This window comes from Ensifer sp. Root127 (assembly GCF_001425225.1).
Classification (GTDB): Bacteria; Pseudomonadota; Alphaproteobacteria; order Rhizobiales; family Rhizobiaceae; genus Ensifer; species Ensifer canadensis.
The window spans coordinates 69,974-84,947 of sequence record NZ_LMDX01000017.1; the positions used below are offsets into that span (position 1 = coordinate 69,974).

The window sequence follows — 14,974 nt, forward strand, 5'->3', positions numbered from 1 at the left end:
CTGCCTTTCCGCCGCGCAGCCTGAACCGGTAGTTCTGACCCGTTACTGACCCAACAACATCAATCGACGAAGAGCCGCTTCTCCGGGAAAGCGGACGCCGCGAGTTGCTTGGGACAATTTCGCGCTCGTCATGACATATGGACGGAATCAGAATTGCCCCACGAAACCGAGATGCGGAGCCGTGTTCGCTGTTTGACTGTTGTCGGACCTCTGCCGGTGCGACATCGCTTTTATTGGCGTAATATGAGAATTCTTTGCACCAATAGCTCATGATGATCGGACCTTTGGATGGGCGAGGCAAGTGCTGACGCTCCCTACTGGAGCCAGGACCGGACCGCGTTAGCGGCGTCTCTCGGATCCGGCCCGGTCGGTCTCACCTCCGATGGCGCTGCCGCTGAGCTTGCCCTTGTCGGCCCCAACAGCGTCGAGGATGCGGTGCATCTGAATGCTCTACGGCTCCTGCTGCGTCAGTTCGAAAGCCCTCTTGTTCTCATCCTGGCCTTCGCCGCGGCAATCTCTCTGGTGCTGAAACAATGGGTCGATGCCGGAATCATTCTGGCCATCGTAATGGGAAGCTCGCTGCTGAGTTTCTTTCAGGAGTACCGGGCGTCCACCGCAGTCGAGGAACTGAAGAAACGCCTCTCACTGACCTGCCGCGTCGTTCGCGATGGAGCGGAGCAACAAGTCTCCGTCAGCACGATCGTTCCCGGTGATCTCATTCTGTTGTCGGCTGGTAATCTCGTTCCAGCGGACGGCGTGGTGATCGATGCGGCGGACTTCCTCGTCACCGAGGCAAGCATGACCGGCGAGTCCTTCCCGGTCGAGAAGCGCCCGGGGACCGTCAGGCCGGACGCGCCCATCACGGAACGGACAAATTCGGTATTCCTGGGCGCATCGGTGCGCAGCGGCACGGCAAAGGTGCTCGCGGTCAAGACAGGCCATCGAACCGAGTTCGGCGCGATTGCCGCCAGGTTGCGGGCGCGTCAGCCTGAAACCGACTTCGCCCGCGGCGTGCGGCAGTTCGGTTACCTGCTCATCCGCGTGATGGTCGTGATCGTCCTGTTCGTGCTGACGGTGAACCTGCTGCTCGATCGTCCGGTAGTCGAGTCGCTGCTATTCGCCGTGGCTTTGGCTGTCGGATTGTCGCCGGAACTTTTGCCCGCCATCATCAGCGTCACCCTCTCGGCCGGCGCACGCGCCATGAGCAAGCGTGGCGTCATTGTGCGGCGGCTCGACGCTATCGAGAACCTTGGCAGCATGGACATCCTGTGTACCGACAAGACCGGCACGTTGACCGAGGGCACCATCGTTCTGAGCGATGTGCTGGACGCTGCCGGCCGTCCTTCGGAAGAGGTTCGGCGGCTCGCCTTCCTGAATGCGGCTTTCGAGACCGGGATCAAGAACCCGCTGGATGCGGCGATTGTGGCGGCAGGCGAGAGCGCCGGCCTGACGACGAGCGGTCTGATCAAGATCGACGAGATCCCCTACGACTTCATGCGGCGTCGGCTGACGATCGTCGTGGCGGAGAGGGCAACATCAACCCAGCACCTATTCGTGACCAAGGGGGCGTTTTCGAACGTGCTCGACATTTGCTCCTCGTTCGATCGCGATGGCGTCGAGGTTCCGCTGGATGCCAAAGCGCGGGCAGAATTCGAGACCTTGTTCAAAGCCAGCGGCGCCGAAGGATTTCGGGTTCTCGCGCTTGCCACCCGCAGGGTCGCAATAAAGGCGGATTACGACCGCGACGACGAACGCGAGATGACCTTCTGCGGCTTCCTTGTCTTCTATGACCCTCCCAAGGCGGATGCGAAACGCACGATCCATGACCTCAACCGTCTTGGCATCCGCATCAAAGTGATCAGCGGCGACAATCGCTACGTGACTGCCCATCTCGCCGAGGCCGTCGGACTGGACGCCAAGTCCATGCTGACCGGCGAAAAACTGGCGACATTGAAAGACGAGGCGCTATGGCACCTCGCGCCGCGGACCGATCTCTTCGTCGAGATCGATCCCCAGCAGAAGGAACGGATCGTGCGCGCGCTCCAGCGGACCGGGCACTCGGTCGGCTATCTCGGCGACGGGATCAATGACGCGCCGGCTCTTCATGCGGCCGATGTCGGCATCTCCGTCGAAGAGGCGGTCGACGTTGCGCGCGAGAGCGCCGACATCATCCTCTTGAGCCGCGACCTGGACGTCCTCCGCACCGGCGTTGAAGATGGCCGGCAGACATTCGCCAACACGCTGAAATATATTTCGATCACGACCAGCGCGAATTTCGGCAACATGATCAGCATGGCGCTGGCGACACCTCTGTTGCCGTTCCTGCCGCTCGCAGCCAAGCAGATCCTTCTGAACAATTTCCTCTCCGACGTGCCCTCGATCGCGATCTCCAGTGATAACGTCGATCCGGAGCGGGTGCTGCGTCCGCAGCGTTGGAACATCAAGGACATTCGGAAATTCATGATCGTCTTCGGGCTGATCAGCTCAGTCTTCGATCTCTTGACCTTCGGCGTCCTGCTCCTCGTTTTTCATGCGAATGAGGCGACCTTTCAGACGTCGTGGTTCATGATCTCGCTACTGACGGAACTGGCGGTGGTGCTCGTCTTGCGCACCCACAAGCCCGCTTTCCGCAGCAAACCCAGCCAGTTGCTCTTGGGGTCGACCGTTGCGGTGGTCATCGCGACTTTCGCCATCCCGTTCCTTGGAGGCCTGCCGTCGGTGTTCGGGTTCGTACCGCTCTCAACGGCCCAGCTAGCCGCCATCGTCGTCATCGTGCTCGGATACATCCTGGCCACAGAAATGGTGAAAGCGCGGTACTTCCGGTTGGAGAATTCGACTTGAGCGGGATGCTGCGCAACCGATCGCCGAATGAGGCCGATCCCGTTGTGGGGGCGACGCCAATCCTCCAACTTTTCGCGAGCATCCGCGAGGACCAGATGTAATCTTTATCATGCTGCCACATCGCACTTTTTTTCACGGGCCGGGATGTGGTTCCAGCCGGCATCCCTACTGCGGGTGTTGGTTAGACCCTCTACGCCGAAGCAGGCAGCAATTTCGCTTGTGCCGCAAGCGCCGCAGCCAGCTTTTCGTTCTCAAGGTCTAGCAACTCCAGAAGAACGCGCCTTTCGGATTCGTCTGGCGCTAATAGATGCAGCTCCTGATCTCCAGCAAAAGAAGGCGCTTGCTCTTGCCGTCAAGGGAAGGCTTCACGGGCATCGTGCTGTGCTTGTCTCCGATTTGTGCGATCTAGGATTGCATAAGGTATCAACTGGACTGGGCCGATGCGTAAGCGTGGCGCGGTTGACCGCAGGGGAGCGGGTTCCTGGGAAGGAGTTCGTCAATCCTGTTTGCGGATTGATCGGCCACGCGATCGAAGGTCGCCTTGATCTACATTTGTCACGCAAGGGCTTCGATCGGGGGCGGTGTCCAACGCCCGTCCAACGCCTCCGCCCTAGGCAGATAGAGCCTCATGACCGCATAGAAGATTTCGCTCGGGGCGGGGAGCCAGTTCGATTCCAGCTCCGGTCCTGGGCTTTCGTGCTGAAGGTAGAGGACGATCTGGCCGTTGTCGCTCTTCTTGAGTCCGGCAAACATCGGCGAGTTGATCAGGTAACGGTCGATGGGGTTGTCGACAAGGAATTGCTTGGGCCTGTCATACATGGTTAGCGACCAAAAGGCGTCAACCGGTGGAAGCGTCTCGGGCGTGAAGGTCAGAGTGCATCTTCCTGTCCGACCGTCAAGTGGCGCCTTCTGTGCGTCGAAGGCATAGATGACATAAAGCGCCTCCTGCACGGAGTTACCGTAGATGCCGCCTTGCGCCGCGGCGGCGCGGACCATGAACCGGCCCTTCATGAATTCGGGCGTACCGAATATCTTGGACGAATCCGTCAGCCGGGCAGCCTCGTCGCGAATCTCCTTTTCCGTCGCGACCGCCACGCCATTCATGAGCGTTACAGTTTCTGGTGAAAGATCCGCTCCGGGCCACGCTGCTCTTTCACGGATACCAAGCTTGGCAAGGTTTGCCCGCTGCGCGTCATCACCCGAATAAGGTGGAGCGAACTGCAACAGGAAGGCGGCAAGCGACCAGTAGTCCGTGACCATCAACTCGTCCGAGATAGGCACCCAGTCGACGGACGGAGGAGCAGCCGAAGCCGGCGTTTCCGCATAGACTGACAGCAGCGCGGCCTTGTAGCCCGCCTGGATCTCTTTCACTTTCTCGAGATCGTCGGGCGAGAAGAGCTGCGTCCTGATGATGCCTATGGCGAGCGTGGTCGGCATTTCGATCACGCGCTTGATGCCCTTCGGTATATCGCCCTTCCAGCCGGGGCCGGTGATCAGAAAATCGCCGCCGTCATTGCCGTCGACCCGGGTACCCGGATAGTCAACATTGTTGGTGTAGAGGTCGATGAGTTGCAGCGAATAGTAGCGGTCCTTCTCGATCGGCGGCATCGTCACGACGACAGGTTCAGCTCTCAGATCGAAGACGATGAAGGAATAGGGCGTGTCGGAATTCGGCGTGATGATTGCAGTATCTTCAGGCGTGTAGACCCTGGCGATGCTGACCAGAGTGTTGAGTGGCCCCTTATATTGGCTGCCGCCCGGTTCCAGCGCGTATTGATACATGGTGAGGTAGTTCTTCACCATCGGATAGGTGTAAATATACGCCTCACGGGCGATCGCCCTGATGTCATCCTGCGCGAAAGCCGGAAGTGACGGCAGCAGCATCAGTGCAGTGGTGCCTTGCAAAAAGGTGCGGCGCTTCATCTTTTCACGTCCTCCACAACCGGGAATTTCCAGCTTCCATCGAGAATTCGCGTCTCGGGCCGATACAGGCGCACCATATAGTTCCAGCCTTCGGGCGTCGGCAGGCAGTTGGCGACCTTGCCATCGCAGCCTCCGAACTGGATCGTGAAAGACCCGTCGGCGCTCTTCTTCGCGGTCACGTTGTTCAGCGAGTAGGCATTCAACTCGTTAGGCGTGAAGAAGCCGTCCTTGTTGTAGACCGTCACCGACCAGAAGTCCTTTACGGGAACATCGTTCACAGTCAGCCGATAGATGCCCTTGCCATCGTTCTTTTCCGGCGTCACGTTGAGATAGAGCGCGTCCTTGTCCGGGTTTCCACCCCATCCAAGTGCTGCTCCAATCAGATGCCGGACCGGATCTACTTCGTCATGCGATCCAAACATCTTCGCGGTGTTCGGGAGCAACGCGCCGAGATCCAGGAGCGCGCGGCGGGTCCTGTCCCGGCTTTTGCCGTCCCACTCGGGGATCTCGAAACTACCCGCTGCTGGTTGCTTGACCGTAACCGCATCCTGAAGCGCATGAACCTTCTTCATATCTTCGGCGCTATTAGGATCAGCGAAAAAGCGAAAGGCAGCCACGACGTAGCGGGTACCTATGTCGTTGCGCGTCAAGGTGTACGAGCCAGCCCCATAGTATACGCCATGGGCATAATGGTCTTGGTCGATCACCAGAAGCGACACGAATCGGCCGTCGGTATCCGGCACGTCAATCGTCACAGGTCCCGCATCGAGATCGAATACGGCGGAAGAATAAAGAGTGTCCCGGTTCAAACGGATGATTGTCTGCTTGTCGAGCGGTGCCATTTCGCGCGTGTGATCGAACTTCCCGAAGCCACCGTTCGCGGCGATACCAGAGAAGTAAAGGTCGCTCTCAGCGCGCACGAAGTTGTCGCTATTGACGAGGATTGGGTCGGCAGAAGCCGGAGGCGCAGCAAGCAGTGCTGCCGCCGCAATCGTCGAGAAGCTCATTTTTGCAAGAGACATGGAAACCCACCAAAGTTGAAATTGAAAGATGCGGATTGACCGACGAACGTTAGAAGCGCACGACCAGTCCGAGGATCGGACCTTGCTGCACCGCGTCGAAGATAAAGCGGTCGTGGTTGTAATCGACGCCGAGTGCGCGATAGCCAGCGATGGTTGAGATCCTGTCGCTGAACTCGTAACCGACGCCGGCGGCGAGATCCCAATCAAGATCCGCCTGTCCGGCCCCGACCAGACCCCAGGCGCTGAAATAGAAGTGGTCCGTCAGGAAATACCGACCGCGAATGCCCGCTATGGCGTCCACCCATGTGGCGCTGTCACGGCCCGAAATCCCACCTAGAAGCCCGCCGGAAAAAGAGAGCTCTGTACTCACATGCCAGACGCGCACCCCGGTCACGACGTCGACGTTGCTGCGGCCATCCTGAAAGACGGCATAACCCACACCGATCAGCCCGGCGAATGTCTCCGACGTGGTGTCGACCCGTCTCGTGACGACACCGAGCGGAGTGGCAGCCTCCGACGACACCTTGGTGTAGATGACGTCACCAAAGACGCTGAACCGATCGTAACGCGCTTCGCCGATCCCCATGAACCCGACGTCGAGATCCTTCAGGATGTCGCCGAAATCCGACTCAAGATGAACTGCGGGTAGACCGAACTGCCCGATATCACCAGAGATGCCGGCGCCCCAAAAATAAGGGCTTGCCGCAAAGGTCCAGCCCTCACTTGCAGCCTTGGCTTCGGGGACAATGAATGGCTGCTGAAGGTCCGCAGCGTTCGCGGACGAAGCCTGCACGACAGTGATCAACACTGCCGCCGCTAGTAGACAAGCTTTCATCGACCTGGCTCCGCCATTGAGCATAGCTTGCGCTCTGGTTTGCGCTTTCGGTAACAGGAGTGTCGACCGATTTGCGAACCATTCCGGAGGCTGGTCGGCGTAGGATTGCTCTCCGCGTCGAATGCTCATGGTGAAGACACCGGAGGGGCGCGGTATTTCCTTGCTGCGGTAGTGTGACGCAATTGAAGAGCTCAAGCTGTATGTAACCCCGTCGACCGTTGGCGATGAGCCCACTCTGCATATGCGATGACGAAAGATTGTCCGGATCCAGACAGTTTACGAAATTTTGTGTTTGATCAGCGAAAGACGTTCTGTCCGGATCGTGGCATTTGGAGAGACCATGTTGGAGTTGACACGAGAAAAGGCAGAACAGGTCATGAGCCAAGGCCCTTGGCTCGCGAGTATGACCGAGCAATTTCGGACGGAGCTGCTGCGCCACGCGCATTTGCAGAAGTTCGCTCCCGATCAAATCATCTATCGATATGGCGATGCGCCTGGCGGAATGTATGGTCTTGTCGCCGGTTCTCTCACAATCAACTCAGCGCCCTCCGACGCGATCCCCCGTCTGATCCATCTCGGAATGGCGGGCGCATGGACAGGTGAAGGTCCTTTTCTGACCGGCCAACCGCGCAGGGTGGAGTTGAAAGCTCTTGGTGACGCTTGGATGATGCATGTGCCACTGGACGCCCTGGAGCAGATGGCGGCACGGAATCCTGGCGTATGGCGTGCGGTGGGCTTGAACACAGTCTTAACCGTGGATGTTCTTGTCCGTATTATTCATGATCTGCAAAAGCGCAATGTCGAACGCAGAATCGCGTCCGTGGTTCAGCGAGCGGGTTGGCTCGGCGACATGGCCATCCCGTTGTCCCAAAGCGACCTTGGCGTCATGGCAAATGCATCACGGCAGCAGGTCAACAGAGCAATGCGGAGTTTCGCAAGGGCAGGTTGGGTAAACTACACCTATCGTTCTGTGACTATCATAAATCCGCAAGCGCTAAGACGGTTCTCCGACGGAGATGGCTCGGAGTAGTAAAAACGAGAATAGTGCCAGCCACGGTCTGGAATCCGATTCCACTCAAGGCGGCGGATTGAAGTCTCGTATCGTCGAAGGCACGATTGCCTGAAAGTCAGCAGTGGCCCCTCGTTTTCCTTGTAGCTCTCACATGGGTAGCTGCACGCCACTACAGGCACCTAACTAGTCGATATCAAACACGAGTCTCTGCTGCAGACCGCCCGTTGCCCGATTGGACAGGGTAATCGATCCGCCGTTCCGCTCGATAATTTCCTTGGCGATCGCGAGTCCCAAACCTGCTCCAGGTACCGATTGCCGGCGGGCGGGGTCGACACGGAAGAAGGGCTCGAAGGCCTTGTCGAGAAGATCAGACGGGATACCGGGTCCTCGATCGGCGATCGTGATGATCGCCTCGTTGTTTTCCACCGTGACGTCAACGTGGCAGCCTTGGCCGTGGGTGGCGGCATTGACAATCAGGTTTCTGAGCGCGCGGCGCAGGCCGAGCCCGCCGGCGCGCACTGAGACTTTGTCGATGCGGCCCGCCTCCACTTTCAAGCCGAGGGAGGCGAGTTCTTCGACAACGCCCAGCACCGCACCGTCCAAGGCCGTGGGTTCCAGGTTGTCTTCGTCGATTTCCTCGCGCACAAGGCTGATGGCACTGTCGGCGATGCGATCGAGTTCATCGAGGTCTCTCACCCAATTTTCGCGGTTCTCGTCTGGCAGGAACTCGGCGCGTAACCGCATGCGGGTCATGGGCGTTCTCAGATCGTGACCCGCCGCCGCAATGAGCCTCATCCGGCTCTCCATCGCCGACTTGAGCCGCGACGAAAGCCGATTGAGGGCACGTGCGGTGGCACGGACGTCGCTCGAGCCCTCTTCCGAGAGGGGAGCGAGAACGCCGTCTGGCCCAATGCGCGCTACAGCCTTTTCAAGCATCGCCACGGGTCGTGTGAGCACGGCAGCAAAGTAGAGTGAGACGGCGGTGGCGCCGAGCACAATCAGGATGATCCAGCCCGACAGCACCAACCAGCGATCGCGCGGCGGCGAATAGTCGGGAACATCCAGGATCAGCCACTGGCCGTTCGCAAGCGGAACGGACGCCACGATGCCGGGCCTTCCTACGGCGCGCGCCACAACGGCGGAAAGTGCGCTACCGCTTTTCTTGAAAGCTTCGTTGAGGAACTGCGTCGCCCTTTCATCCGCTTCGCCTTCGGCCCGTCGGTCGCGCAGATCAATATCCGGCTGCGGTCTGCCTGCTGCTACGGTTGGAAGCAGCTCGGTGAGAAGTCGGATCTGCCGGGCCAGCGGCTCGACGGTCGCTTCGGGCGCCGGGCCGCGAATAACACTTACAACTGCGAGCGTCGCCAGCCCGACGACGCCGACGATCGAAGCGATCAGCAGGATCGCAATGCGCATTCTGAGCGAGGTCATTCGGACATGTCCACGGCTTCGACGCGCACGGTCAGTTGGTAGCCGCCGTTCCGTACGGTCTTGAACAGAGGCGATCCTTCGTTGTCGCCGAGTTTGCGCCGCAACCGGCTCATCAGAACGTCGATCGACCGGTCGAGCGGATCGCGCCCACGTCCCTGGGTGAGATCGAGGAGTTGATCGCGAGAGAGGAGACGGCCGGGCCGCTCGATAAACACTTGGAGGAGTTCGAATTCGGCGCCGGTAAGGTCGATGTTTTCTCCAGCCGCGTTTGTCACCTGCCTCGTTTCGGGCTCCATCGTGTATACGGCAAAATGATAGCTGCGCTTGGTCGGAGCGTCGTGCTGGCCGATGACCGCTCGGCGGAGCACGGCACGAATGCGCGCGACGAGCTCACGCGGGTTGAACGGCTTGCCGAGATAGTCGTCCGCGCCGAACTCAAGCCCGATGATGCGGTCGACATCCTCCTTCAGGGCGGTCAATAGGATCACCGGGATATGCGGCTTGCGATTGCGCAAGGCGCGACAGATGTCCAGTCCCGAGCCATCGGGCAGCATGACGTCGAGGACGACCAGATCGAAATGGCCCGTGGCCAGCCTCATCTCGCATTCTGCGCGGTTGGCGGCCGAGGATACGCGGAATCCCTGCCCATCGAGATAGCGTCCAAGCAAGGTTCGGATTTCGCCGTCGTCGTCGACGACAAGAATATGCGGCTGAGTCTGCATCGTCCGTATCATTCAGTCCCTGTTACCAGCCGTGACTATAGGGCCGAGCCAAGGGTCTCGCATGGAAATTTGCAACCGAATGTTTCCGTCGATCGCCCAGCAAAGTTCAGCAACAAATCTCCTGAAACGAGAAACCTTGAGACACAGCTCGAAGCACGCCGGAAATGGATGCGTTCTACCTCTCCCTTCGTCACAGACACGTGGAAAGGAAACACATCATGCGAAACGGATTTCGGGCGCTTGGCGCCGCGTCCATCGCCGTGGTTCAGGTTGCTGCCGCACAGACGGCATTGGCCGCCGAACAGACTGCAGTCGTCGAAGAGGCTGGCCAAACCTTGGAGCGGGCAGGGCATGGCGACTTCGTCCCACCAGGGCCGCGTCGGTTCGAGGGGCGAGCTGGGCGCCAGATGCCTGGATTGGATGTGCCACCTGAAGCGGCGCTCGCCGCCTGTTTGGCGATCCTCGAGACACGCATCGGAATTCGTGCCGAGCAACTGAACGCATGGCGCGACTTCACCAGCGCCCTGCAGGCGCTCCTGTCTCCGCCGGGGCCGCGCCACTTCGATCCGCGTGAGTCGCGCCCGGAAGCCATGCCTGGCGGCCCGCCCCAACTCGCTTCGGACGCTGCGAAGGGGCCTTTTGCACGTGAGGAAGCCCTCGCCGATGACTTCGTCAAGCGCGCGGAGGCAGCGCAGAAGCTCAAGTTGGCCATCTCGGCGCTCCGCACCACCTTGACCCCTGAACAGCAAGCAATTCTTGCTTCGGCGCTTCACCCCTGGGGGCCTGAGTTCGACCCGGGAGGCCGGGGGCGTGCGCCGGAGGATGCAGCCGGCCCGGCAGGCGGCCACAAAGTGGGCCATCCGTGAAGCCGTCCCCAGGCGGAAGGGCACTTTGCTGATGCAGACCATGACAAGAGCAATACCCATGAGAACGTCACTTAAAAGATCCCTCCTCGTTGCGGCGGTCCTAGTCCCGGTCGCGGCTGTGGCGGTGCTGAAGGCCTACGGGCGAACGAGCGAGGCGCCGGGAAAAGAACCCGTCCCGGCCCAGGCTTCACTGACGGTCTCCGTCGAGAAGGTCCGCACGGACCCGTCCGCCATTTTCGTGACAACAACCGGATCGGTAGAGGCCTGGCAGGAGGCGACAATCGGCGCCGAAGCGAGCGGGCTGCGTTTGGCGGAAGTTCTTGTCGAGGAAGGCGACCACGTCGCCAGCGGCGAGATTGTCGCACGGCTGGACAGCGCGCTCTTGAAAGCGCAACTCGCCGAACAGCGGGCCGCGGTCGAGCAGGCACGCGCGACGCTGGAGTCCGCCCAGTCGGCGTCTGCGCGCGCGCAGAAACTCCTGGTCAGCAAGGCAATCAGTGTCGAGAGCGCCGAAGAGAAGTCGACCACCTTCAAGACCAGTCGCGCCCAGCTCGCCCAGGCCGAAGCGGCTGCCGAGCGGAAAGAGGCGGAACTGGCACAGACCGAGATCCGGGCTCCGTTCGATGGTGTCGTTTCCGAGAGGCCTGCGGTCGTCGGTGCGACCGTCCAGAACGGAACCGAGCTGATGAAGATCATCCGCGACGGTAGAGTCGAAGTCGCCGTGCAGGTTCCCGAAAAGAACCTGCAATCCGTCGCGGTTGGGCAGGCAGCGACAGTCACCGATGCGTCCGGCAGGGTATCCCAAGGCAGCGTTTCGTCTGTTGCGGAGAAGGTCGACGCAACTACCCGCCTCGGCACGGTGCGCGTGTCGATCGCCGACGGTTCCGCGCTCAAGCCGGGCATGTTCGCACGCGTTTCGATCGAAACGGCGGTAAGCCGCATGCCGAGCGTTGCCGAAAGCGCGCTTATCTGGCGAGACGGCACGTCGTCCGTTTTCGTTGTCGGGGATGGCGGCAAAGTCACGGCACGAGCAATTGAAACCGCCACGCGCAGCAGTGGGCGCGTCACCGTCCTTTCAGGCCTGGAGGGCGGGGAAAGCGTCGTCATCGCCGGGGCAGGTTTCCTGACGGACGGCAACACGGTCCGCGTCAGCCCTATCGCGGCAAACAACACCTCAAACACCGCGAGTAGCGAGACACTCCGATGAACGCCATTTCCTCCTGGTCGATCCGCAACCCTGTTCCGACCATCGTCCTCTTTCTGTCCTTGACGATCGCCGGGCTCTACGGGTTCACGCAGCTTCGTATCAACAATCAGCCTGATATCGACTTGCCGACCGTAACGGTGACGGTGTCGCAGCCGGGTGCTGCGCCGAGCGAGATGGAGGTCCAAGTCGCTCATGTCATCGAAAACGCCGTGGCGAGCCTCGAAGGCGTTGACGACGTCTCGACGTCGGTCAGTGAAGGCTCGTCCACCACGACGGTCGAGTTCACACTCGACACCGATCCGGAAACCGCGACCAACGACGTGCGCAACGCCGTGTCTTCGGTTCAGTCAGACTTGCCGGACGGTGTTCCCGAGCCAGTCGTCACGCGCGTCAACGCGACCGGCAACTCCGTGCTGACATTCACGGTCGACGCGCCGTCCATGGCATCGGATGAACTGAGCTGGTACATCGATAACGACGTCGCCAAGACGATGCTTGGAGTGGACGGCGTATCGAAAATCGAGCGTTCCGGGGGCGTTGATCGCGTGATCCGGGTCGAGCTCGATCCGGATAGGCTCGCGGCGCTCGGTATCAGTGCTGCCGATATCAGCCAGCAACTTGCCAGGATCAACGTCAACCAGCCGGGAGGCCGCGCCAATGTCGGCGGCCGAGAACAGTCGGTCAGAACCGTCGGGAGCGCGAAGACGGTCGAGGCGCTTGCCGAAACGCGCGTGCCGCTCTCCAACGGCAACGATGTAAAGCTCTCCGATCTCGGACAAGTCGTCGACAGCTGGGAGAAGCCGCGCCAGACCGCGTTCCTGAACGGCCGGGAAGTGGTGGCATTCAGCGTCTATCGCTCAATCGGTTCGAGCGAGCTCGACGTCGTCGAAAAGGTCCGTGCGGCGATTGCCGCGGCCGACGCCGGAAACGCTGACGTCACCCTTACGGAGGTGACCTCGTCCGCCGGCTTCGTCGAGGAAAGCTATGATGCGGCCCTGGAAGCCCTGTGGCTTGGGGCATTGCTCGCAATCGGCGTCGTCTGGCTGTTCCTGCGCGATATCCGCGCCACGCTGATTTCGGCAGTCGCCATGCCGATGTCCTTGATACCGACCTTCGCAGTGATGTGGGCCTTCGACATATCGCTGAACAACATCACGCTGCTGGCGCTTTCGCTGGTGGTGGGGATCCTCGTCGACGATGCCATTGTCGAGATCGAGAACATTGTCCGCCATATGCGCCAGACTGGTGCCAGCGCTTACCGCGCGGCGATCGAGGCAGCCGACGAGATCGGCCTTGCGGTTGTCGCAACCACGGCGACCATTGTCGCCGTCTTCTTGCCCGTGGCCTTCATGCCGGGGATCCCCGGCAAGTTCTTCCTCTCCTTTGCCGTCGCCGTCTGCGTCTCCGTGCTCTTCTCGCTCGTGGTCGCGCGGATGTTGACGCCCCTGATGGCTGCCTATCTGATGCGCGCCGGAGGCCATGCCAGCGAGGATGCGCCCGCCTGGGTGCCGACCTACGTCTTGCTGCTGCGCATCGCGCTCAGGCACCGCTGGATCACGCTCTTTGCCGGCGTCGCATTTTTTACCGGCTCGATCATGCTGGCCACGCAGCTTCCGACCGAATTCATGGCGGCGACGGACCGCGGCCGGTCGGTGATTTCGGTCGAACTGGCGCCGGGCTCGACCATCGAACAGACGTCGGCCATCGTGAAGGACATTACCCACCGGCTTGAGGGCGATCCGGTCGTCGCCAGCGTCTTTGCCTCTGTCGGCACGGCGGCGGAATCGGGCGCCGGCCCGAACCGATCGTCTTCCTCCTCGGAGGTCCGCACGGCGACAGTCACGGTGAACCTCGTGGCGGCGGACGAGCGCAACATTTCGCAACAGGAATTCGAAGCACAAGCCGCGCCGAAGCTTGCCGATATACCGGGAGCCCGCATTCAGTTCGGTGCCGATGGCTCCTCGGGCGCCAAGGTGTCCGTCACGCTCGTCGGCGACGATCCCGATGCGCTTGGGGCCACAAGCGATACGCTGCTCCGACAAATGCAGTCGGTCCCGGGGCTGACGCATCCGACATCGACCGCCACCAACACGAAGCCGGAATTGATCATCCGGCCAGACAATGCGCGCGCATCCGAGCTTGGGATCACCCCGGCTGAGATCGCCGAGACGGTGAAGGTGGCGACCATTGGTGACAACGACGCGAGCCTACCGAAGTTCAACCTCGGAGACCGCCAGATATCCATCATCGTGACGCTGCCGGACGGAGCGATCGATGATCCCTCCAAGCTCGCGGTTCTGCCACTCACCGGCACCAAGGGTACCGTGCCGCTCGGCGCGATAGCCGACATCGACTTCGATGCCGGACCGAACACGATAAGCCGTGTCGACCGCAGTCGCAGTGTTACGATCGAGGCGGAATTGTCGGGCATCACCCTCGGCGAAGCGAGCGCGGCAATCCGCAACTTGCCGGCGATGCAGTCGCCGCCGGACGGCGTCCACGAGCTGGCGCGCGGCGATACGGCCCGCATGCAGGAGCTGTTCTCGGGTTTCGCGACCGCGATCAGCGCCGGAATCCTGCTCATGTATCTGACGCTCGTTCTGTTGTTCCGCGGCTTTGTCCAGCCGGTGACGATCCTCGTCGCCCTGCCGCTCTCCGTCGGCGGCGCGCTCGGCTTCCTGCTGCTGACAGGCAAGGCGATCGGGATATCGGCCCTGATCGGACTGCTGATGCTAATGGGCATAGCCGCCAAGAATTCAATTCTGCTTGTCGAATATGCGCTGAAAGCCGAACAGGAGGGTGGCATGGGCCGCATCGAGGCGCTGCTCGATGCGGCGAGCAAGCGCGCGCGGCCGATCGTCATGACGTCGATCGCCATGGGCGCCGGCATGCTGCCGATCGCGTTTGGGATCGGCGCCGACGCGGAAACGCGCGCACCGATGGCCATCGCCGTCATCGGTGGACTTCTGTCGTCCACGGTCCTCAGTCTGGTTTATGTGCCTGTCGTCTACACTTTCCTCGACGACATCCAGCGCATTCTTGCCTGGCTCCTGGGCAAGCTTCTGCCGGAAGGGACGGAGCCGCGCGTATCAGTGAAAGCTCAGGAGCGCTGATC

10 protein-coding genes are annotated in these 14,974 nt (G+C 60.9%); 5 read left to right on the plus strand and 5 right to left on the minus strand.

The genetic code is table 11. The features are described 5' to 3' along the window. The first annotated feature begins 288 nt into the window (after nt 1-288). Nucleotides 289-2,841: a magnesium-translocating P-type ATPase gene (gene mgtA / locus ASD03_RS19145; RefSeq protein WP_057215059.1), complete on the plus strand. Its 2,553-nt coding sequence runs from the start codon at nt 289-291 to the stop codon at nt 2,839-2,841. A 555-nt stretch (nt 2,842-3,396) separates the two neighbouring features. Here mgtA and ASD03_RS19150 read toward each other — a convergent pair. The 3 genes from ASD03_RS19150 to ASD03_RS19160 are packed head-to-tail and all read right to left on the minus strand — an operon-like array spanning nt 3,397 to nt 6,621. Further along, nucleotides 3,397-4,764, minus strand: coding sequence for a DUF1254 domain-containing protein (locus ASD03_RS19150; protein ID WP_057215063.1), 1,368 nt, complete (start codon nt 4,762-4,764; stop codon nt 3,397-3,399). Beyond that, nucleotides 4,761-5,786 (minus strand): DUF1214 domain-containing protein, encoded by a 1,026-nt coding sequence (locus ASD03_RS19155; RefSeq protein WP_082557341.1) that lies wholly within the window; start codon nt 5,784-5,786, stop codon nt 4,761-4,763. The genes ASD03_RS19150 and ASD03_RS19155 overlap by 4 nt, the downstream gene beginning before the upstream one ends. 49 nt (nt 5,787-5,835) lie before the next feature. Further along, entirely contained in the window at nt 5,836-6,621 is a 786-nt protein-coding gene (locus tag ASD03_RS19160) for a hypothetical protein (RefSeq protein WP_057215069.1), read from the minus strand. Nucleotides 6,622-6,961: 340 nt separating this feature from the next. On the opposite strand from ASD03_RS19160, the gene ASD03_RS19165 reads away from it, so the two are divergent. Then, entirely contained in the window at nt 6,962-7,651 is a 690-nt protein-coding gene (locus ASD03_RS19165; RefSeq protein WP_057215072.1) for a Crp/Fnr family transcriptional regulator, read from the plus strand. Nucleotides 7,652-7,816: 165 nt separating this feature from the next. On the opposite strand, the gene ASD03_RS19170 is transcribed toward ASD03_RS19165, so the two are convergent. Together ASD03_RS19170 and ASD03_RS19175 are read right to left on the minus strand one after the other, a co-directional pair. Next, complete coding sequence (locus ASD03_RS19170) at nt 7,817-9,064, minus strand: ATP-binding protein (protein ID WP_057215074.1); 1,248 nt, start codon at nt 9,062-9,064, stop codon at nt 7,817-7,819. Next, nucleotides 9,061-9,786 (minus strand): response regulator, encoded by a 726-nt coding sequence (locus tag ASD03_RS19175; RefSeq protein WP_057215077.1) that lies wholly within the window; start codon nt 9,784-9,786, stop codon nt 9,061-9,063. Before ASD03_RS19175 ends, ASD03_RS19170 begins: the two co-directional genes overlap by 4 nt. 218 nt (nt 9,787-10,004) lie before the next feature. Here ASD03_RS19175 and ASD03_RS19180 point away from each other — a divergent pair, with 218 nt between their 5' ends. From ASD03_RS19180 to ASD03_RS19190, 3 genes are read left to right on the plus strand one after another with little or no spacing between them, the layout of a single operon-like run. Next, a complete protein-coding gene (locus ASD03_RS19180) occupies nt 10,005-10,652 on the plus strand; it encodes a Spy/CpxP family protein refolding chaperone (protein WP_057215080.1) in 648 nt (215 codons plus the stop codon). Between the two features lie 58 nt (nt 10,653-10,710). Further along, nucleotides 10,711-11,859 carry an efflux RND transporter periplasmic adaptor subunit gene (locus ASD03_RS19185; RefSeq protein ID WP_162250516.1) on the plus strand — a complete coding sequence of 383 codons (1,149 nt, stop codon included), beginning with the start codon at nt 10,711-10,713 and terminating at the stop codon, nt 11,857-11,859. Beyond that, complete coding sequence (locus ASD03_RS19190) at nt 11,856-14,972, plus strand: efflux RND transporter permease subunit (protein WP_057215085.1); 3,117 nt, start codon at nt 11,856-11,858, stop codon at nt 14,970-14,972. Before ASD03_RS19185 ends, ASD03_RS19190 begins: the two co-directional genes overlap by 4 nt. Nucleotides 14,973-14,974 lie beyond the last annotated feature (2 nt).

What these genes read in the sequence shown, in the direction of transcription:
- mgtA (WP_057215059.1), top strand. Translation starts at nt 289, where the DNA reads ATGGGCGAGGCAAGTGCTGACGCTCCCTACTGGAGCCAGGACCGGACC.
- ASD03_RS19150 (WP_057215063.1), bottom strand. Translation starts at nt 4,764, where the DNA reads ATGAAGCGCCGCACCTTTTTGCAAGGCACCACTGCACTGATGCTGCTG.
- ASD03_RS19155 (WP_082557341.1), bottom strand. Translation starts at nt 5,786, where the DNA reads ATGTCTCTTGCAAAAATGAGCTTCTCGACGATTGCGGCGGCAGCACTG.
- ASD03_RS19160 (WP_057215069.1), bottom strand. Translation starts at nt 6,621, where the DNA reads ATGAAAGCTTGTCTACTAGCGGCGGCAGTGTTGATCACTGTCGTGCAG.
- ASD03_RS19165 (WP_057215072.1), top strand. Translation starts at nt 6,962, where the DNA reads ATGTTGGAGTTGACACGAGAAAAGGCAGAACAGGTCATGAGCCAAGGC.
- ASD03_RS19170 (WP_057215074.1), bottom strand. Translation starts at nt 9,064, where the DNA reads ATGACCTCGCTCAGAATGCGCATTGCGATCCTGCTGATCGCTTCGATC.
- ASD03_RS19175 (WP_057215077.1), bottom strand. Translation starts at nt 9,786, where the DNA reads ATGCAGACTCAGCCGCATATTCTTGTCGTCGACGACGACGGCGAAATC.
- ASD03_RS19180 (WP_057215080.1), top strand. Translation starts at nt 10,005, where the DNA reads ATGCGAAACGGATTTCGGGCGCTTGGCGCCGCGTCCATCGCCGTGGTT.
- ASD03_RS19185 (WP_162250516.1), top strand. Translation starts at nt 10,711, where the DNA reads ATGAGAACGTCACTTAAAAGATCCCTCCTCGTTGCGGCGGTCCTAGTC.
- ASD03_RS19190 (WP_057215085.1), top strand. Translation starts at nt 11,856, where the DNA reads ATGAACGCCATTTCCTCCTGGTCGATCCGCAACCCTGTTCCGACCATC.